This window comes from Limimaricola cinnabarinus (assembly GCF_002723615.1).
Taxonomy (GTDB): Bacteria; Pseudomonadota; Alphaproteobacteria; order Rhodobacterales; family Rhodobacteraceae; genus Limimaricola; species Limimaricola cinnabarinus_B.
In genome coordinates, this window is the sequence record NZ_KZ304953.1 from 226,327 (window position 1) to 241,935 (window position 15,609).

Genomic DNA, 15,609 nt, shown 5'->3' on the forward strand with positions numbered 1-15,609 from the left:
CAATAATGAGCGCCAGTTTTCCCTAGAGATGTGCAGCTAGGGTTCGGCTGGAGGGCGTAGATGTTTCTGTGGTTGTGGCAGCAGTAGCCAAAGTAATTGGCTTGCGGAATTGAGCCGGACAATAATGAGTCCGATCGCGCCACCATGCCCGAACCAAATTTACGGGCATGGTGCGACCTTGAGGGTAGGGAGAATTGAGTATCCAATTCAAACCTACGGAGTGTTATTGCTTTGCGATGTGGATTGGGGTGACTAGAGGATTAGGAGATCGCCTTGTCTAGAAAGCCTAAAGTTGACGCGTTCTCGATCAAAGTCCTGACTTTTGATCGATCCAAACCGGACGGAACCTCGGCATTAATTTCAAGTTGGAGAGTTACCTCTGCGCCAGGTAGAGTGGTCAATTGCTCAATAATTGCTTCGACAATTTGAGCCATGTCCCTGGCAGGGCGGTCAGCGGAAAGCCGGACCGCCCCTTGGAACCTTGTAGGGTGGTGCGGAGCCTCGGTTTCCGGGTTATCAGGGTCCACCGTAGGATCGTTCGGCTCACCCTGGGTCGGGCTAGTCGGAACAGGCTTGCCCGGAGAAGTTCCAGAGGTGGGCTTGGCTCCTTCTCCTTGAGCTGGCACTTGCTTTGCTCTTGCCGCCTCGGCGACAGTGGGTCGGATAATGACGCTGTCTGCGTCGATGGTGATGGCTGCGCCGCCAGCGCCTTCGATGGAAAGACCGCGGTATTCACCGCGGGCACCCTCGAAGATTTCAGCATATGCAAACGGCCCTGGCACCATGGCTCCGACAGCGGAGCGCACGCACCGAATGAGAGTATCTCGGTCTTTCAGTCTAGGTAGGTAGGTATACCGGTTCAGGTATTCCCAGAGGTCCTTAAGGTGCAGATGGTCGCGATCATTCCAGATATACTTCTCCAGATCGCGGTTCAGACGTTCAGGGCCGATTTCGGGCAGAAGGGCTTCCTCACTGACAAGCTTCTTACTCGCCCGGCTAAGGAGCCCTTCTTGGGCAGGAATGCGGGCCGATGAGAAGCCGACGTCGGTTTGCGCGCTGTCCTGATAAGGATAGATCAGGAAAGCCCATGTTTCCTTGAGCCTCGTTTGAACGGTCTCCTTGGCTTCCTGAGCCTTGTCCTTAGCGAGAGACATCTCGCTGGACTTGAGATCCAGGCGTCCGCTGTTCGCATCGCGAATGATCCCATCCCATGCCAGTAGAGAACGCATGGCGTCTTTCAGGTTGTCGAGCTGACGGGCGTCCGCAGCCAGGAAGACCAAGGTGTTGCGATAGACGCGTGGCGTTGAGCCACGTTGAAGCAGGATGTCCTTCACTTCCGTCATCGCTTCCGAGTTGTCGCGGCCACTGTGTGGATGCGCCACGCCAAGAACCACGGCACGGACGCCGCCTGCCTCATCTGGTACGGCTGCGGAGCTGTCGGGGGCGACCTGAACGGCATCGAAGTTCCCTCGATCGGCAATGCCGTTGATGTAGGTCGAAAGGGCCTTGTCGATCTCGACAAGGACAAGGGCATCTTCGAGTTGCCCCGCCCGATCTGCCGCTACCCGGTTCAGGCTCGCGGACATCGAATACCAATACCGACCAAGGTCACCGTGCATGAACTTGGCTTGGTTGGTCAGGCGGCGCAGTGCGTCGCCAAAGATTGCGATCTTCTCTCCGGGCTGCACGACGCCAAGATTGATCTGCTTGTCGTCGAGGCCCTTATTTTCCTGAGAGTGTAGTGGGGCTGTCCCCATGAATACTGTGCGGGCAACGCGGCGCGTAGCCGAGTAGCGGTTCAGGTTCGGCGCGCCTTGGTCGACCCTGTACGGGGTCGAAGATGTGCCATCAATGTCGCCAGCAATGATCGACTGCCACGAAGGGTCTAGATAGTGCAGAAGTTCGGGCTCCACGCGTTCAGAGCTGATGGACACACTGCCCGGCATGATCATGACGGAAGGATCGCCGGACATCCAAAGCTCGTGGATGACCTGGGCCATGAGACGCAGCACGCCGCGTGTCCGCTGGAATTTCTCAAGCGATCCCCAAGCGGTGTAAAGCTGATCGAACAGGTCCGGGTGGATCGGATAGGCCTTCTCCAGCTTCCGGCGGTAATCTTCGTCGGCGCAGCCCTGCGGGAAGTCGTTCGGGTTCTCTCTGTACAGCTTCGCGAACTGTTTCAGCGTATTGTCGCGGTGCAGGTACTTGTCACCGGGAATTTCCCGGAACAGGCGCCGTCGGACAATCTCATAGCTTTCTTCCTGCGATGCCGGCCGCCAAGAGCTTTCGACACGGCTGAAGGTCTGCTTCAGACGGGCCAGAGCTTCTTGTCCACCCTCACCGCCGACCTCGATCTGAGAGGCGGGCAGGGAGGCAACCAACAGCGTTTGCGGTGCGGCTTTCACCGCCTCGGTCAGCGCCTGGACAAAGGACAGGTTCGCGTCGAACGAACCGGACGGCAGTCCTTCGACCTTGTAGATCTGGCGAAGGTAGGCGACCCATTCGTCGATCAGGATCAGACAGGGCGAAAACTTGTTAAAGATCTCTTCCAGCAGGTTCGATCCCGGCGCGATACCGCGGGCATCATTCTCCGCAATCATGTCGAAGCCAGCTTGACCGCCAAGCTGCCATGCCAGTTCGCCCCAAGTCGTCTTGATGACCTGCCCGCCTTCCAAGGTGATGACGTCCTGCGGCCCGCGCGACGTCCCGACCAGAACGGCGCGGTTGACCTTCGCAGGGACATCCAGCCCGTTGCGCGAAAGCAGCTGATCGAGGCCCGGCAGATCGCCGACCCGGGTTTGCCCGGCCATGTGATAGAGCGCCAGCATCGAGTGCGTCTTGCCGCCGCCGAAATTAGTTTGCAGCTCGACGACCGGATCGCCACCGGCTCCGGAGAGGCGCTTTGCAGCCCCCTTGAGCAAGGCACTCAGGCCTTCGGTCAGATAGGTTCGGCTGAAGAACTCGCGCGGGTCACAGTATTCCTGCGCCGCCGTGCCCTTATGGACTTTGGCCAGATCAGCCGCGAACTCTGCCTGCTGGAACTCGCCGGTCGCCACGTCTTGATGCGGCTCCACCACTTCGCGCCAGGGCAGTAGACCCGAAACGGTCTCGGTCGAAATCGTTGTGGAGCTGCTCTTTTTGCGCTCCTCGTTCCGGGCAAGCTCGGTGAACTTGGTCCGCAAGATCGACTCCCGCATCTTGCCGATCTCGTCGGCACTGTCCCCCGCGCTCACTGCGTCGAGGATGCGGCGCATGCTGTCCAGCGCCCGTTCCGCATCGTCGTAGGAGAACTTGCCATCATGGGCGAGCTTGTTGCGGACGTCGATCAGCTCGTTGACGATCGAGCGGTGCGTCCGGTCCAGAACGTCGCGGAACGCCTCGTTCCAGAGGCGCTCCATGATCTTCAGAAGCTTCTGCGTATCGAGGGTGAACTTGCCGTTAGATTCCGGTCGCCACTCTGGGAAGCGCGAGATTACGTCCTGCGGCCATCCCTTGCCCATCCCCGCTTCGAGCCGTTGCATCACGAAGGGCTGAAGGCCCTTCTGCATATGCTCCATCCCCTCGAACACATATTGGCGCGTACTTTTTGCCATCTCATATCACTTTCAAATATCCATGCGGGTCTGGCGGTTCTTGTCGGTCACGCGAATCGTGGCTGCCAGCCGGGTCAAATCTGTCCAGACAGCGATCAGGCCGTTGTAGGAGGTCGCCTCCTTCGCGTCCTGGCGCTTGTTGCCGCAGACGTCATAGAGGTAGTAGGCAAGATCCTTCACCGTCTCAGCGCGCTCGCTGCCAATCTTCTTCAGCAGTTCTGCCGCCGCGTATTCGCCGTCATTTTCCAGCGCGCGGATCAGGTGCTGGCAGGCCTCCCAGATCGTGAAATGATCATCGGTCTCGGGGTCCCAGTCGGGGTCGAGCTCGTCACGCTTCAGGATGCGGACCTTTCCGGCCGAGCTTTCGATGATCCCCGCGTGCTTGACGCTTTCGACCGAGATGCCGCGCGCCGTGGCGATGCTGTTGGCGGTGCCATACACACCCTTGTCGAACCCGTTCTGTTGAAACCAGGTGGCAGTAAAGCGCGTCTCGGCATCGAACTCGCCATGCAGGTCGTTCAAATACTCATCCAGCTGAGAGTTTATCAGCTGCAAGGCTGTCTTAACGCTCATCGGACTGTCGTCAGCTTCTAGCACTGTCGCGTATCGGGAGAAGACGCCCATACCGGGGCCGATAGCCGATTGCGGCATGTCGGCCGGGGCGATGCTCGCAGCCTGAAGCTCGGCAATGGCTGGTGGCAGTTCGCGCTTCAAAGCACGAGTAAACTCAGCACGGGTGATTGTCTCGGCCATCTCTTCCTTCTTCCGACAAACGAGCACGACGGAGTTAGCGAGAGCATTTGAACCGGCAGCTCTCATCCTATTGGCCATTTCCGTACGCATCGGCCACGTGCCTACGACCGAGTAGCCAGCGTCAATTATTGCCTGCAAAAAAGTCGCCCAACCTGTGGAGCTTACTCCCTCTTGCGCGATCTCGCTCTGCTTAAATGCATAGTATATTGTGGCGGGAAAGGCTTCACTTGAACTGCGAGCCATTCTCGAGACTGCTGCGGTCATTCCGGACAGGAAAAACTGTTCTGCATTACTAGTGCCGCTATGTCGCATTCTGTCAGCAACGAGTTCATCCATTTTCGGAACCGCCATCGTTCCGAAAATACTAGGGTAGATCTCCCGGAGCATCCGCCTCAACCAGCCGTAAAAAAAGTCGGAAAGATCAGCGTAAGGGATATTATCATAGTACGGCGGATCTGAAGAAATCACCATATCACTTGAGTAGGTGACGCTCTGAGCATCAATATTGACGATCTTTCCTGAGCCGCCGCCAACCCATCGATCTACGGCCTTCGAAACAGTGGTCGCACTAACCAGAAAATCTCCGGCTGTGCCAGAGAACGGATTCGCTTCAAAATAGTCCCAGGTCATCGGAATAGCTTGGCGCCCAAACATATTCTTCAACTGAATTTTGTCAGCAGCCCAGCGGCAGTGTGCGTTGCAACTGTCTGCCAACCGACTTATCGCGAGGGCAAGATACGTGACTACTGCGGATGCATAATCGTCACTCTGCCTGATTTCAGATCTTACTTCTTCGAGTAAATCAGCAAATGTGTTGAGCGCAACGAGCTGACGATCCGTGAATAGATCTCCGAAAGTCTCGTAGCCATATCCTAGAACGCCGATATACTGGCTGTGATTTGGCAGTTTCGTTCCCGGTTCCCAGTTCGGGCGAACCGAGTCTGCAATATGCTCATGCTGAGAAGTAGCCTCTGCGAACGCACGTCCAGATTTTGCGCTCACTACAACAGCAAGAAGGGTGCGGCCCATCTTTCCGCTGCGCGCGCACTCTTTAACGTATTTCGGGGTAATCGCCGATCCTGAGATTATGCAGCGAAAGTTCGCCCCACGGGCTTCCTTTGTTCCGCTCTTTGCGCTCTCGAGGTCAGCCTTCGAACCGCCCACCCTAATCTTGAACGATATCGATTTGGTCTGTCTATCTACCACGGGCTCAAGCCAAGCTGTCCGCCCTGACTTCAAGCTCAGCAGAAAGCTTGAGGCAATCGGCACCTGAACATCTGAGAAGGCAGGGTCCGGGCTAGGAACGGTACGGGACCAAATCCATCCAATGACCGGGGCGCGCCCGCCACCATATGCTTCCGGTGTTTCGGCGTCAGGATAGAGGTGCCCGATGCGCTCCCATGCCTTCTCGCGCATCCACTCGCCGTAGTATTTCACATCCTCGGCGAGCCCTTCGGCATTGCGATAAAACGACCGGTCCTTGATGCCCGGATGGATCGGTTCCATGTCCTTGAACTTCGGCGGGATCTCGATCATCGCCTTGCCGATCATCACCGCCACCGGGTTCAGGTCCGACCCATAGGCGGGCAGGCCAAGGCGCTGCGCCTCTAGCGGGATCGACCCACCACCCGAGAACGGGTCATAGACCGGCGGCAGCTCACCGCCGCAGCTGCGCCGGATTTCTGCCCGTGCGCGCTCTAAGACTTCCTCGTTGGTCGAGTTCTCCCATTTCACCAGCTCTTCGATGATCTGGAACAGACGCTTGCGTTCGACCTCTACTGTCTCATCGGTCGGGAACTGATCCGGGTGGCTGGAGGGGTCATCCACCAGCTGCGCAAACAGCACCGCCCGACACGCCGCCAACGGCCGCCGCGCCCACCACAGGTGCAGCGTGCTGGGATGCCCATGCCGGATCGACTTCTCCCGCGCCGACGCCGCGTTGATCGCTTCGAGGGGGATCGCGACTTCGATTAGTTTCTTCTTGTAGGCTTGGGTCATGCGAGTGCCTTTACAGCCTCGTCTGCTGCTAGAGCATCAGATACGCGTTGATCGAGAGTGACCCAGATGACTGCGCCGCTCTTGTGGGTGTATGGAATGGGCCGGTGAAGCCTCACGGCGCTTGACATGATCCATGCATGTCGATGCTTCGCGAATTTTCCCGAGAGGAAAGTCTCGGGTGGGATGTGATGCTTGTCTTGGTTGTCGAGCATCTTCTGATCGGACAGAGGGCCTTCAGCCCCCACCATCTTGGCCACGCCAACGATATGGCCGCTGCCCTTCTTGACGAGACCGATCCAGCCGCGCTGCTTGGCAGAGGTGCTTCGCATCTCCCATGTCTTCTCGCTTCTCATGATCTTGCTGATCCAAGGTTCGTCGATGATAAGCGCTTTCTCGATCTTCATGCCGGTGCCTCTGCTCGCTCAAGCAAGCGATTGATATTAAACTGGATTGCGTTCTGATCGAACGGCGGTTCGCGCGAGTCGAGCGCACCGTGTACATACCTCGGGGCAGAAGCGAACCCCTCTTTGACCTGCACGATCGCGAGGATGAACTTTTCGGGTTCGTGGAGCGAGGTGATTATTTCTTGGCGGGTTAACATGATGGTATCTGCGCCGTCGACCCGGCCTTTGACCTCAATGAACCGCATATGGTTGGTATCAGGATCGAAGGAGGCGATGTCATAGCCGATTTTGCGGGCGGACACGTCCTCGGGCTCGTTTCCAAGGGCACGCTCGGACGCCATGACGGCAGCCATCGCCTTCAACTCGATCTCGCGGCGGGCTTCAGGGTCTTCTGAAAAGCCATTGGGTGCAACAGAGTTGCCCTTCTTCAGGAGCAGGCCTCTCGGAACCACGACCATTCCGCCCCGGACGCGCGGGGGCAGGGACGTGATAAAGCGCTCCTGCTCGATCACCTCTAGACGGCGGCGTAGGCGTTCGGCGAGGTCCTCAGCCCGTCGCTCCGCGTTGCGCCAGTTTGACCGGACCTTCTTGCCCGCTTTTTCCTCTTCTTTCAGCTCGGCGGCGCGAGAATCCCAGTAGTTGATCTCTTTCTTCAGGCGCGCTTTGACCTCGTGCTCGACCTTATCGATCTCCGGGAGGCGCCGCTCTCGAACTTCGGCAACATGGCCTTGAGCAAGCTCGATGGTCGCGTATTGGACGACGCGCTTTTCCAAGTCTGCCGTAAGCCAAGGGGCGCTGATCTCAGTCTGGACAGAGGTGATCTCCTCTGGTGTCGCAGCCCGCAGGTTCAGGTGCGGCGCGATCCCGGCATCATGAATTTCACCTGCCTGACTGATTGTTGCAAATTGGAGCTTTTGCGAGACAAGGTTGGCATTGCCTGCGTGACCAGGACGCCCGTCCTGCACCGAGTGTTCCAGAAGGAAAAGGGCTTCGACTGCTGTCCCGTCGTCGGTGTCGTCGACCAGCACGGCCCCTTGTTTCATCAGGTGATCGTTCTGTTCGCGGACTACGCTGATCACTGCGTCTAGCAAGGGGTGGCCTGGATAGACGAAGGCCGCCACCGGTTGCTGGTTGATCTTCGACTTCTCGAAGCAAATCCGTTCATACTTCTTCTGGATCGGCGCCCCGCCGCCGATCTGGCGATCCCGCTCCCTGATGATGAGCGGGACGTGGGTAATCTCCCACCGGCCTTCTTCCCGTCTCTTGATCTGACCGCCAAGGCGCTGGAAGGCTTCCACGAAGAAGCTCTGAATGTGGTGAGGTTGGAGGCGTTGCGCCTCGGCCTTCTCCATCGCGATCCGAAGCTCTTGGACTTGGGCCGCTGGCATAGTGTCGTTTGTGAGTTGCCGCTTCTGAAGAAGGTCGAGGAGATGGCTTTGATCTACCGCGCCATCGACGGCTTTGTAGAGGCGCGCCCTCACGTCCTCATCGTCGTTGTACTGGATTGCTTCCAGAAGCAGATCCCGCAGCGGCCGATCCTCGAAGAGCTCGCCCAGGACATCATAGACTCGTCCTCCTAAAGCCTCGCGGGCGGCTTCAAGCTTTTCGAGCAGGCGCGCATAGACGTCCCCTTCGCGGGTGTCTTTCGCAACGAGGTTCCAGAGGTGGCATACCTCGGTTTGCCCGATCCTATGGATGCGACCAAACCGCTGCTCAATCTTATTCGGGTTCCAGGGAAGGTCATAGTTCACCATCAGATGCCCGCGCTGAAGGTTGACGCCTTCACCTGCCGCATCGTTAGCAATGAGGACAAGCATGTCCCTGTCCTGCATGAAGCGTTCGACGACCTTGCGGCGCTCCTCGCGCGTCACTCCGCCATAGATCACGTCCACTGCATCGGGTTTGCCGAGGCGCGCGGTCACCTTGTTGCGAAGATATTCGAGCGTGTCTTTCGGCTCGGTGAAGATGATCAGCTTGCGACGGTGCCCGTCGGGATCGAGCATCAGATCATCATCGAGGATCTTGTCGAGCTGCTGCCACTTGGTGTCATGCCCGGAGTGAAGAACGCGGAGGGCCATGCCCTCCAGTCCTTTAAGGGTTTCGACCTCGATCTCCAGCTGCTCGGCCGTCTCCGCACTAGTTGCGCTAGTCGAAATTAGGTCTTCCATCTCGTCGATTTCGTCCTGACCATACTCGTCGATATTGGTCAGCAGGTCTTGATTGACCTTGGGTTGGGAGAAGCCTGCCCTCTCACTCTTGGCGGCGAGCCGCGCCTCGCTCAGCTCAGCTTCGAGCCGCTCCCGGCGTCGCTTGAGCGACTGGTAGATTGCGGCGGGGCTGGAGGCCAGACGTCGCTGGAGAATTTGCAGAGCGAAACCGACGTTGTTCTTCTTGCGCCCATCCGTGTCAGCGAACCTCAAGACGCGGTTCATCTCATCGCGCACGTAGTCCGTAACCGCGGTGTAGAGTTCGGCTTCTTCCGGAGAGAGGTCGTACTTGACTGTGTAGGCGCGACGCTCCGGGAAGAGGGGGCGACCGTCAAAACGCAGCAGCTCTTCTTTGGTCAGACGGCGCATCATGTCTTCGACGTCTGCGACATGGACGCCGTCCCGGAAACGGCCTTCGAAGCGGTCCCCATCCAAGAGCGCCATGAAAAGCTGGAAGTCACGTTCCTTGCCGTTGTGGGGCGTGGCCGACATCAGCAGGAAGTGACGACAGACCTGTCCCAGCTTCTGCCCAAGCTGATACCGCTTGGTGTATTTGGCCTCGCTGCCAAAAAATGTCGCGGACATACGGTGGGCTTCGTCGGCGATGATCAGATCCCATTCTGTCGACTTGAGGAGCTTTTCCTGAAGCTCTTCATTGCGCGCCAGGACATCCAGGCGCGCAATCATCCTGTTGCAGTCGTTGAATGGATTACCGGAGCGGGAGCTCTCGATCATGTCTCGGCTCAGGATATCGAACTCCAAGCCGAACTTTTCTCCAAGTTCATCCTGCCACTGCTCAACAAGGCTGCCAGGTGCGACCACTAGGCATCTTTCGAGATCACTGCGGGCGATTAGCTCCTTAATCAGAAGGCCAGACATAATGGTTTTGCCCGCGCCCGGATCATCGGCCAACAGGAACCGCAAGGGCTGCCTTGGCAACATCTCTCCGTAAACTGCCGAGATTTGGTGAGGAAGAGGATCGACCTGACTGGTGTGGATCGCCAGATAAGGATCGAAAAAATGGGCGAGCTTGATGCGGTTTGCTTCGGTCACCAGGCGCAGGAGTGCCCCATCCGCGTCGAACGACCAGTTTCGGCCGGCAGACTGGATATCAATGCGGTACTCGTCATCGCGGTAAATGGTCGTCTCGGCTACAGTGCCACTCGTCTGACGAAATACAAGGTTGATGGCTTGGTTGCCGATCCATTCTACGGACACCACATCCACCGCTGTACCCGGCACAACGCCAGCTACGCGACCTCCAGATCTAATTTCTTCGAGCTTTGCCATTGCAGGTCGTTTCCAAAGTAAAGTTGTTAATTGAAAAGAGATTAAAGTAATTGACCTGTCCCGTGCCTCGCTGGAGAACCAGCCCTGCGACTTGCCACCGCGGAGTTAGTCCTGCTCGAGTTCTGTAGGCCACGTGTAACAGGCGAGAGACCAGGTGCTCAGCTCACTTATCTCCTTGCTCGATACGACGGCGTCCGCGTCAGCTGAGCGGGATAGGGAATGAATGGACGGTATGGATTAGGCTTCGACATGGCCGGAAGTTATCCGATCGCAGCCGCGCTACAAGCGGTGGCGCTTATAGCGCGGTATCTTGTGGAAAAACTGGGTTACCTAGCGAGGGATAACGTCGCAGTTCTTCTTCACGATGGTGGCGAGCCGTTTATCAAGTGGCCCGAGAGCGTCTGCAGTGGGCCATGCTCCGAGCGAGACGCTGGAAGTCTTCGTTGCCCAGAAGTGATGCTGTTGCAAGTCGAGTGATCGCGCGTCCCCGACGGGTGAGCTTGCGTCGCTATCTACTTGTACGGCGCTGCTGACGAATAGTAGCTGATATGAGCGTGGTGTGGCTGAAATGGGCCCACGATCTTGAGCATGAACCGAGCTCTTGTCCTTCCGTTTGTGGTCGTACCATTCGCCAGTATGGCCTGACCTGCTCCCCTGAAATGTCCGCGCTTTGAAGTTAGCCTGTTCTCCAAGCGAGGAGACAGACGATGAGAAGAAGCCGGTTCAGCGAGGAGCAGATCATCCGCATCCTGAAGGAGCATCAAGCCGGGCTCGGGGTGAAGGAGCTGTGCCGACAGCACGGGATCAGTGATGCGACCTTCTACAAGTGGCGCTCGAAGTATGGCGGCATGGAGGTGCCTGACGCCAAGCGGCTGAAGGCGCTGGAGGCCGAGAATGCGAAGCTGAAGAAGATGTTGGCGGAGCAGATGCTGGACATGGCCACGCTCAAGGAAATGCTCGCAAAAAACTTCTGAGGCCTGGTTCGAGGAGACGTGCCGTGGACTGGGCCATGACAGAGAAGAGCTATTCGCAGCGGCGCGCCTGCGCCTTGGTGGGGATCGATCCGCGCGTGTATCGGCGGCGGCCCACCAGACCTTCCGACGAGGAACTGCGCCGGCGGCTGCGAGCACTTGCCGGCGAGCGACGACGCTTCGGCTATCGCCGCCTGCACCTCCTGCTGGAACGGGAGGGTTGGGTGCTGAACTGGAAGAAGCTGTATCGGCTCTACCGCGAGGAAGGGCTGACCGTGCGCAAGCGCGGGGGCCGCAAACGCGCCATCGGGACAAGGGCGCCCATGGCGATCCCGCAAGGGCCGAACCAGCGGTGGAGCCTGGACTTCGTGTCCGACAGCTTCGCCGATGGCCGGCGGTTCCGGGTGTTCTGCGTGATCGACGACTTCACCCGGGAGTGTCTGGCGACCGTCGTCGATACCTCGCTATCTGGGCAACGGGTTGCGCGTGAGCTCGACCGGATCGCCGAACTGCGAGGCTACCCCTGCATGGTGGTCAGCGATAACGGCACGGAGCTGACCAGCAACGCGATCCTGAAATGGCAGGAGGACCGCAAGGTGGAATGGCACTACATCGCGCCGGGAAAGCCAATGCAGAACGGCTTCGTCGAGAGCTTCAATGGGCGACTGCGCGATGAGTGCCTGAACGAGCACCTGTTCTCGAACCTGCGCCATGCCCGCCAGCTGATCGAGGCCTGGCGGGACGACTACAACCACCACCGCCCTCATACGAGCCTCGACGGGCTAACGCCCCGCGAGTATCACCACCAGACTGAAAACGACCAAACCCTGAACGGAGCTAACCTATAAACGAGGACTCTCAGGGGAGCAGGTCAGGCCCAGCGTCCGGGTGAGCCTAGCCACCCTATCCCCTGTGTTTTTTTTGTTACTCGATCTAAGAATTTTGTTTACCGTAAACTTTTAGCTTCTTAGCAGTGGCTCCTTGTCGACCTCCCTCTTGCATGTCTAGGTTGTTCCAAGGGGGCGGCTTGCGCCCTTAGTGGGGCGGGGCCAAGAAGGAGCGGGTAGCAATGTTACACGGTGCCATTTCAATCTGTGCTGTGCCGTAATGAGCCCTGATGGTTCTAGGACGGCATCATTCGACCTGCCGCTTGTAGTAGCAAATCAGCCGCTTCATAAATATCGGTTATCGGCGGTGAGCTACGCTGCCATTGAAGTCCTTCTATCGCAGGCGTTTCAGCGCGGGCCTCGTTTGTCTCTCGCTCCGTATTTCGTTCTCTGGGCAGCAGAGCGTTATCGGCTTTATTATGATGGAGGTGTGGCGAGTTGGGAGTTTCTAACTGCACCTCTTAAGGTCTCTCTTGATCAAGCTGACCTCCGTGCAATGACCCGGGCAGGACTGTCTCATTTCGGGCGAACTAATCTTCTGAGGTCTGAGAACGGAACCCAGTATCTCCGCACCCTCGCTGCCGAAGGAGGAATCCCCCTAGCATTGCTCTCGTCTGACGGAGTATGGCAGCAAGCAATCTCGGGATTAATCTCTGATATAGAGCCCTTCGGTTTAGGCTGCTCTGATGAGCTAGCCCTTGGCTTCGCCAACGCTCGAACCGCTTCTTTGTCAATGGGCTACCGAACCGAAGAGTTTCGGCGTCTATTTGCTGAATTTGCACGTGAAGTTGTGGGTCTTCGCGCAGAATTGGGGGATGGACTTTTAGCGCATGACGTTTGCCCTCGACTTGACGAGCTGCGTGCAAACTGGCGCGAAGAAATGGTCTTACGCCTCGATGAGCGAGGTGCAGAACGACTTCTCTCCCAGATAGTTTCGGCACCACGTAGTCAAGTCGAAGGCAGCCCTCTTCGCCGCGTGCTTTATCGAGAAGGTTCCGATTGGCATCCTCGGATCGAAATCGCGGAACGGGGCGGCATCGAGGCTCGTCTGTTAGATGATGTGGCGGCAGGGCATAGTCGGTTGCGCCTTGGGCCGTCCGGCATGCTCGCTTCTGCCTCCCCGCACTTGTTGCTGATGGTCGAACGTGACGCTTCAAAGCCTGGACGCGTTCCTGATTTCACAGCCCGTCGGATTAGCGGCCGACGCGGTGCGCAGGTCCCATATCCGCTCGAACGACAGGCAGACTTTGTCGCCATTGCCGACGGTAAAGTGCTGGGGAGTGTCGCGCTTCCCGCTGGCGGTCCACTTGCTGAGGATGAACTCACTATCTGGGCAGCGCTTGGTACGGATGAAGAAGGAGAAATTAATCGACTTGTTCTGGTAGGGACGGGCGGTATGAGAACTCGTGCGCCAAGTGTCTGGGTTCGGGTACCAGGAATGGAACCTCCTATCGGGACAGATGGACTAGGTGTAAGTCCGGCCGGAAACTCGTTTGATGCCCAGCTGTGGCGCGTTGAGGGGAAGGGGCGCCTTGCTTTCGCCGGTTGGTCGGTTGCTATCGAGACTGGGTCGGACAAGGAAGCTCGAGACGAAGCTTTCGCTGTAGGCTCGATCGTAACAGGTCTGCATGACGCTGCGGGGGCGGCGGTATATCGTGGGGTGCCCGACCTATGGCTTCGCCCGCAGGGCGAAATGGCGCAACAGGTAGAGCGTAATAAGCTAAAGTATAAGAAACCGCGTCAGCAGCGATGGCAGTCAGGAGCGCCGCTGGCCAATGAGGCCGGGACATTCTATCTAGCGCAGTTTTCAGATGCTAAATTCGGCTGTCGGGTTCGCGTGCGAGTGGTGCCTCCAAACATGCATCTGTCGCTCGTAGAAGAGTGGCCTGAACGCTTGTGTATAGCAGGTGGACCTCCGGGATGGCATCTGACTGTAGCAGGGGCTGCCCCAGTAGTGCTGGGGGCTTTGGGTGATGCTGAAATAGAGCTTGCCAGTGATAGCGCTGAACTATCGGAGCTTCCGCTACATTTGGCTGACCCGGTTTCAGGCGAGACGCTAGCGCTTCGGTTCAGTTTGCGGCGGCGCATGCCGCGCATTGTCGATTCATTCGGCCGAGCGGCACCCGCAGAAATTGAGGTTTCTCCGGCGGGATTGAGCGCTTGGCAGCTTATTCCGGCGCAAGCTGAGCGAACAGATTTAATTCTGCGGGTCATGGGGCCGAACTTATCTGACGGCGGGGTCCGTCTAACGTTACCCATGCCAGATGCTCGTCCTCTTTCAAGTTTCGAAAACGTTATTCGACGCCTTCTCGTCTTAGGTGGGCCCGACAGTGAGCTGCGCGTGCGGCTCGCGGCAGGTCTTGATGAGACTGCTCGTCTCTATGTGCGTGATTTTTCGAGTGCGGCTGTTTGGAACGGGGACCGTCTGATGCTCTCGGGGGAGCTAGCAACTCCGATCAAGCTCGAAGTGGACGCAATCAACCTTCACAACCCGTCTCAGAGCGTCAGTCTGCACGTCGCCTCTGGTGCGAGGCTTACAGAGCTGCTTGACGCGGGGTGTTGGTTCATAGCTCCCAGTTGCAATGGTGAGCTGCTACGCCCCCCGCGACCCTTCGTGCGGCCTGAAGAGCGAGAAAGCTCTCCCTTATCAATGGATCGAGGTATTAGTGAAGCGATGCGCGTTGCGGGCGAGCATGGTAGGCGCAAAGAACGTATCTCCGCCTATGCGACTTGTTTGCGTGATGGCCTGTCAGATGCAGATATAGAAGCCATCGGTCGGGTTGTTGATTTCGCTACCGAGCGGCACATTGGCGCAAGCTTTGACCAGTGCATAGCACTTGCCCAAGCACCTGTCGCGGCGGTACGCGTGCTCTTGGCTGGTAGCTCGCAGGCATTGGCAGATCGGCTTTCACTTGAAATGCAAGGGGGGCCTGTCTGGACTCGGATCGCACCGGAGTACTGGGCAAAAGGGATCGCCGAAGAAGTCAATCGATTGAAGAGTGCTATCGCACGAGTGCCAGGTCTCGGTGAGCATGCCGAAGGGTTGGCTATGGAGAACCTCCAACTGGTTGTGCGAGATCTACTGCGGCTTCGGCCGGAGTTGATGGGGCATGTCCTTCCGGCGTTGATCCAAGTGCCGGTGTGCCCGAAGGACTTGCCCGCTTGGGTCGGCCGGCTCGACATGAATCATGTTAACGCGGTGAAAGCAGGGGCCGCGCTTGAGGCTCGAGCCGACGAAATCGTTCGATTGCAATCGGGCGATCCTCGGTCGTTTTCTAACCTGGTCCCGAGAAACGTACCTGACCGCTTTCGGCGGTTTTCGGAGGATTTTCATGGGTATCTCGGAGCGCCCCTATTGTTGGCGGAGATCGCATATGGACGCCGCCCAGCACGCTTAAATGACAGGCAAGAAATCGCGCTTTTACACCTAGCTGAACGAGATCCGGACTGGATCGCAAGTGCATTGCCGCTAGCAATGACTTGGTGCGCTGCGCAGACATGACAGG

General features: G+C 57.9%; 6 protein-coding genes. 2 read left to right on the forward strand and 4 right to left on the reverse strand.

All coding sequences use genetic code 11. The features are described 5' to 3' along the window. Positions 1-260: 260 nt before the first annotated feature. The 4 genes from CJ301_RS05690 to CJ301_RS05705 are packed head-to-tail and all read right to left on the reverse strand — an operon-like array spanning position 261 to position 10,245. A complete protein-coding gene (locus tag CJ301_RS05690) occupies positions 261-3,593 on the reverse strand; it encodes a DUF499 domain-containing protein (protein WP_099275178.1) in 3,333 nt (1,110 codons plus the stop codon). Between the two features lie 12 nt (positions 3,594-3,605). Then, on the reverse strand, positions 3,606-6,344 hold the full coding sequence (locus CJ301_RS05695; protein WP_099275180.1) for a DUF1156 domain-containing protein: 2,739 nt from the start codon (positions 6,342-6,344) through the stop codon (positions 3,606-3,608). Next, positions 6,341-6,748 carry an ASCH domain-containing protein gene (locus CJ301_RS05700; RefSeq protein WP_099275182.1) on the reverse strand — a complete coding sequence of 136 codons (408 nt, stop codon included), beginning with the start codon at positions 6,746-6,748 and terminating at the stop codon, positions 6,341-6,343. The genes CJ301_RS05695 and CJ301_RS05700 overlap by 4 nt, the downstream gene beginning before the upstream one ends. After that, positions 6,745-10,245: a protein NO VEIN domain-containing protein gene (locus CJ301_RS05705; RefSeq protein ID WP_099275184.1), complete on the reverse strand. Its 3,501-nt coding sequence runs from the start codon at positions 10,243-10,245 to the stop codon at positions 6,745-6,747. The genes CJ301_RS05700 and CJ301_RS05705 overlap by 4 nt, the downstream gene beginning before the upstream one ends. A 707-nt stretch (positions 10,246-10,952) precedes the next feature. Here CJ301_RS05705 and CJ301_RS05710 point away from each other — a divergent pair. Then, a protein-coding gene (locus CJ301_RS05710; protein WP_099275186.1) for an IS3 family transposase occupies positions 10,953-12,064 on the forward strand; the annotation gives its coding sequence in 2 pieces (ribosomal slippage) (positions 10,953-11,205 and positions 11,205-12,064; 1,113 coding nt in all). Positions 12,065-12,323: 259 nt separating this feature from the next. Continuing rightward, on the forward strand, positions 12,324-15,605 hold the full coding sequence (locus CJ301_RS18640; protein WP_301553810.1) for an STY4851/ECs_5259 family protein: 3,282 nt from the start codon (positions 12,324-12,326) through the stop codon (positions 15,603-15,605). Positions 15,606-15,609: the final 4 nt, after the last annotated feature.

Coding starts and splice junctions, on each gene's coding strand:
- CJ301_RS05700 (WP_099275182.1), bottom strand. CDS start 6,748: ATGAAGATCGAGAAAGCGCTTATCATCGACGAACCTTGGATCAGCAAG.
- CJ301_RS05690 (WP_099275178.1), bottom strand. CDS start 3,593: ATGGCAAAAAGTACGCGCCAATATGTGTTCGAGGGGATGGAGCATATG.
- CJ301_RS05695 (WP_099275180.1), bottom strand. CDS start 6,344: ATGACCCAAGCCTACAAGAAGAAACTAATCGAAGTCGCGATCCCCCTC.
- CJ301_RS18640 (WP_301553810.1), top strand. CDS start 12,324: ATGAGCCCTGATGGTTCTAGGACGGCATCATTCGACCTGCCGCTTGTA.
- CJ301_RS05705 (WP_099275184.1), bottom strand. CDS start 10,245: ATGGCAAAGCTCGAAGAAATTAGATCTGGAGGTCGCGTAGCTGGCGTT.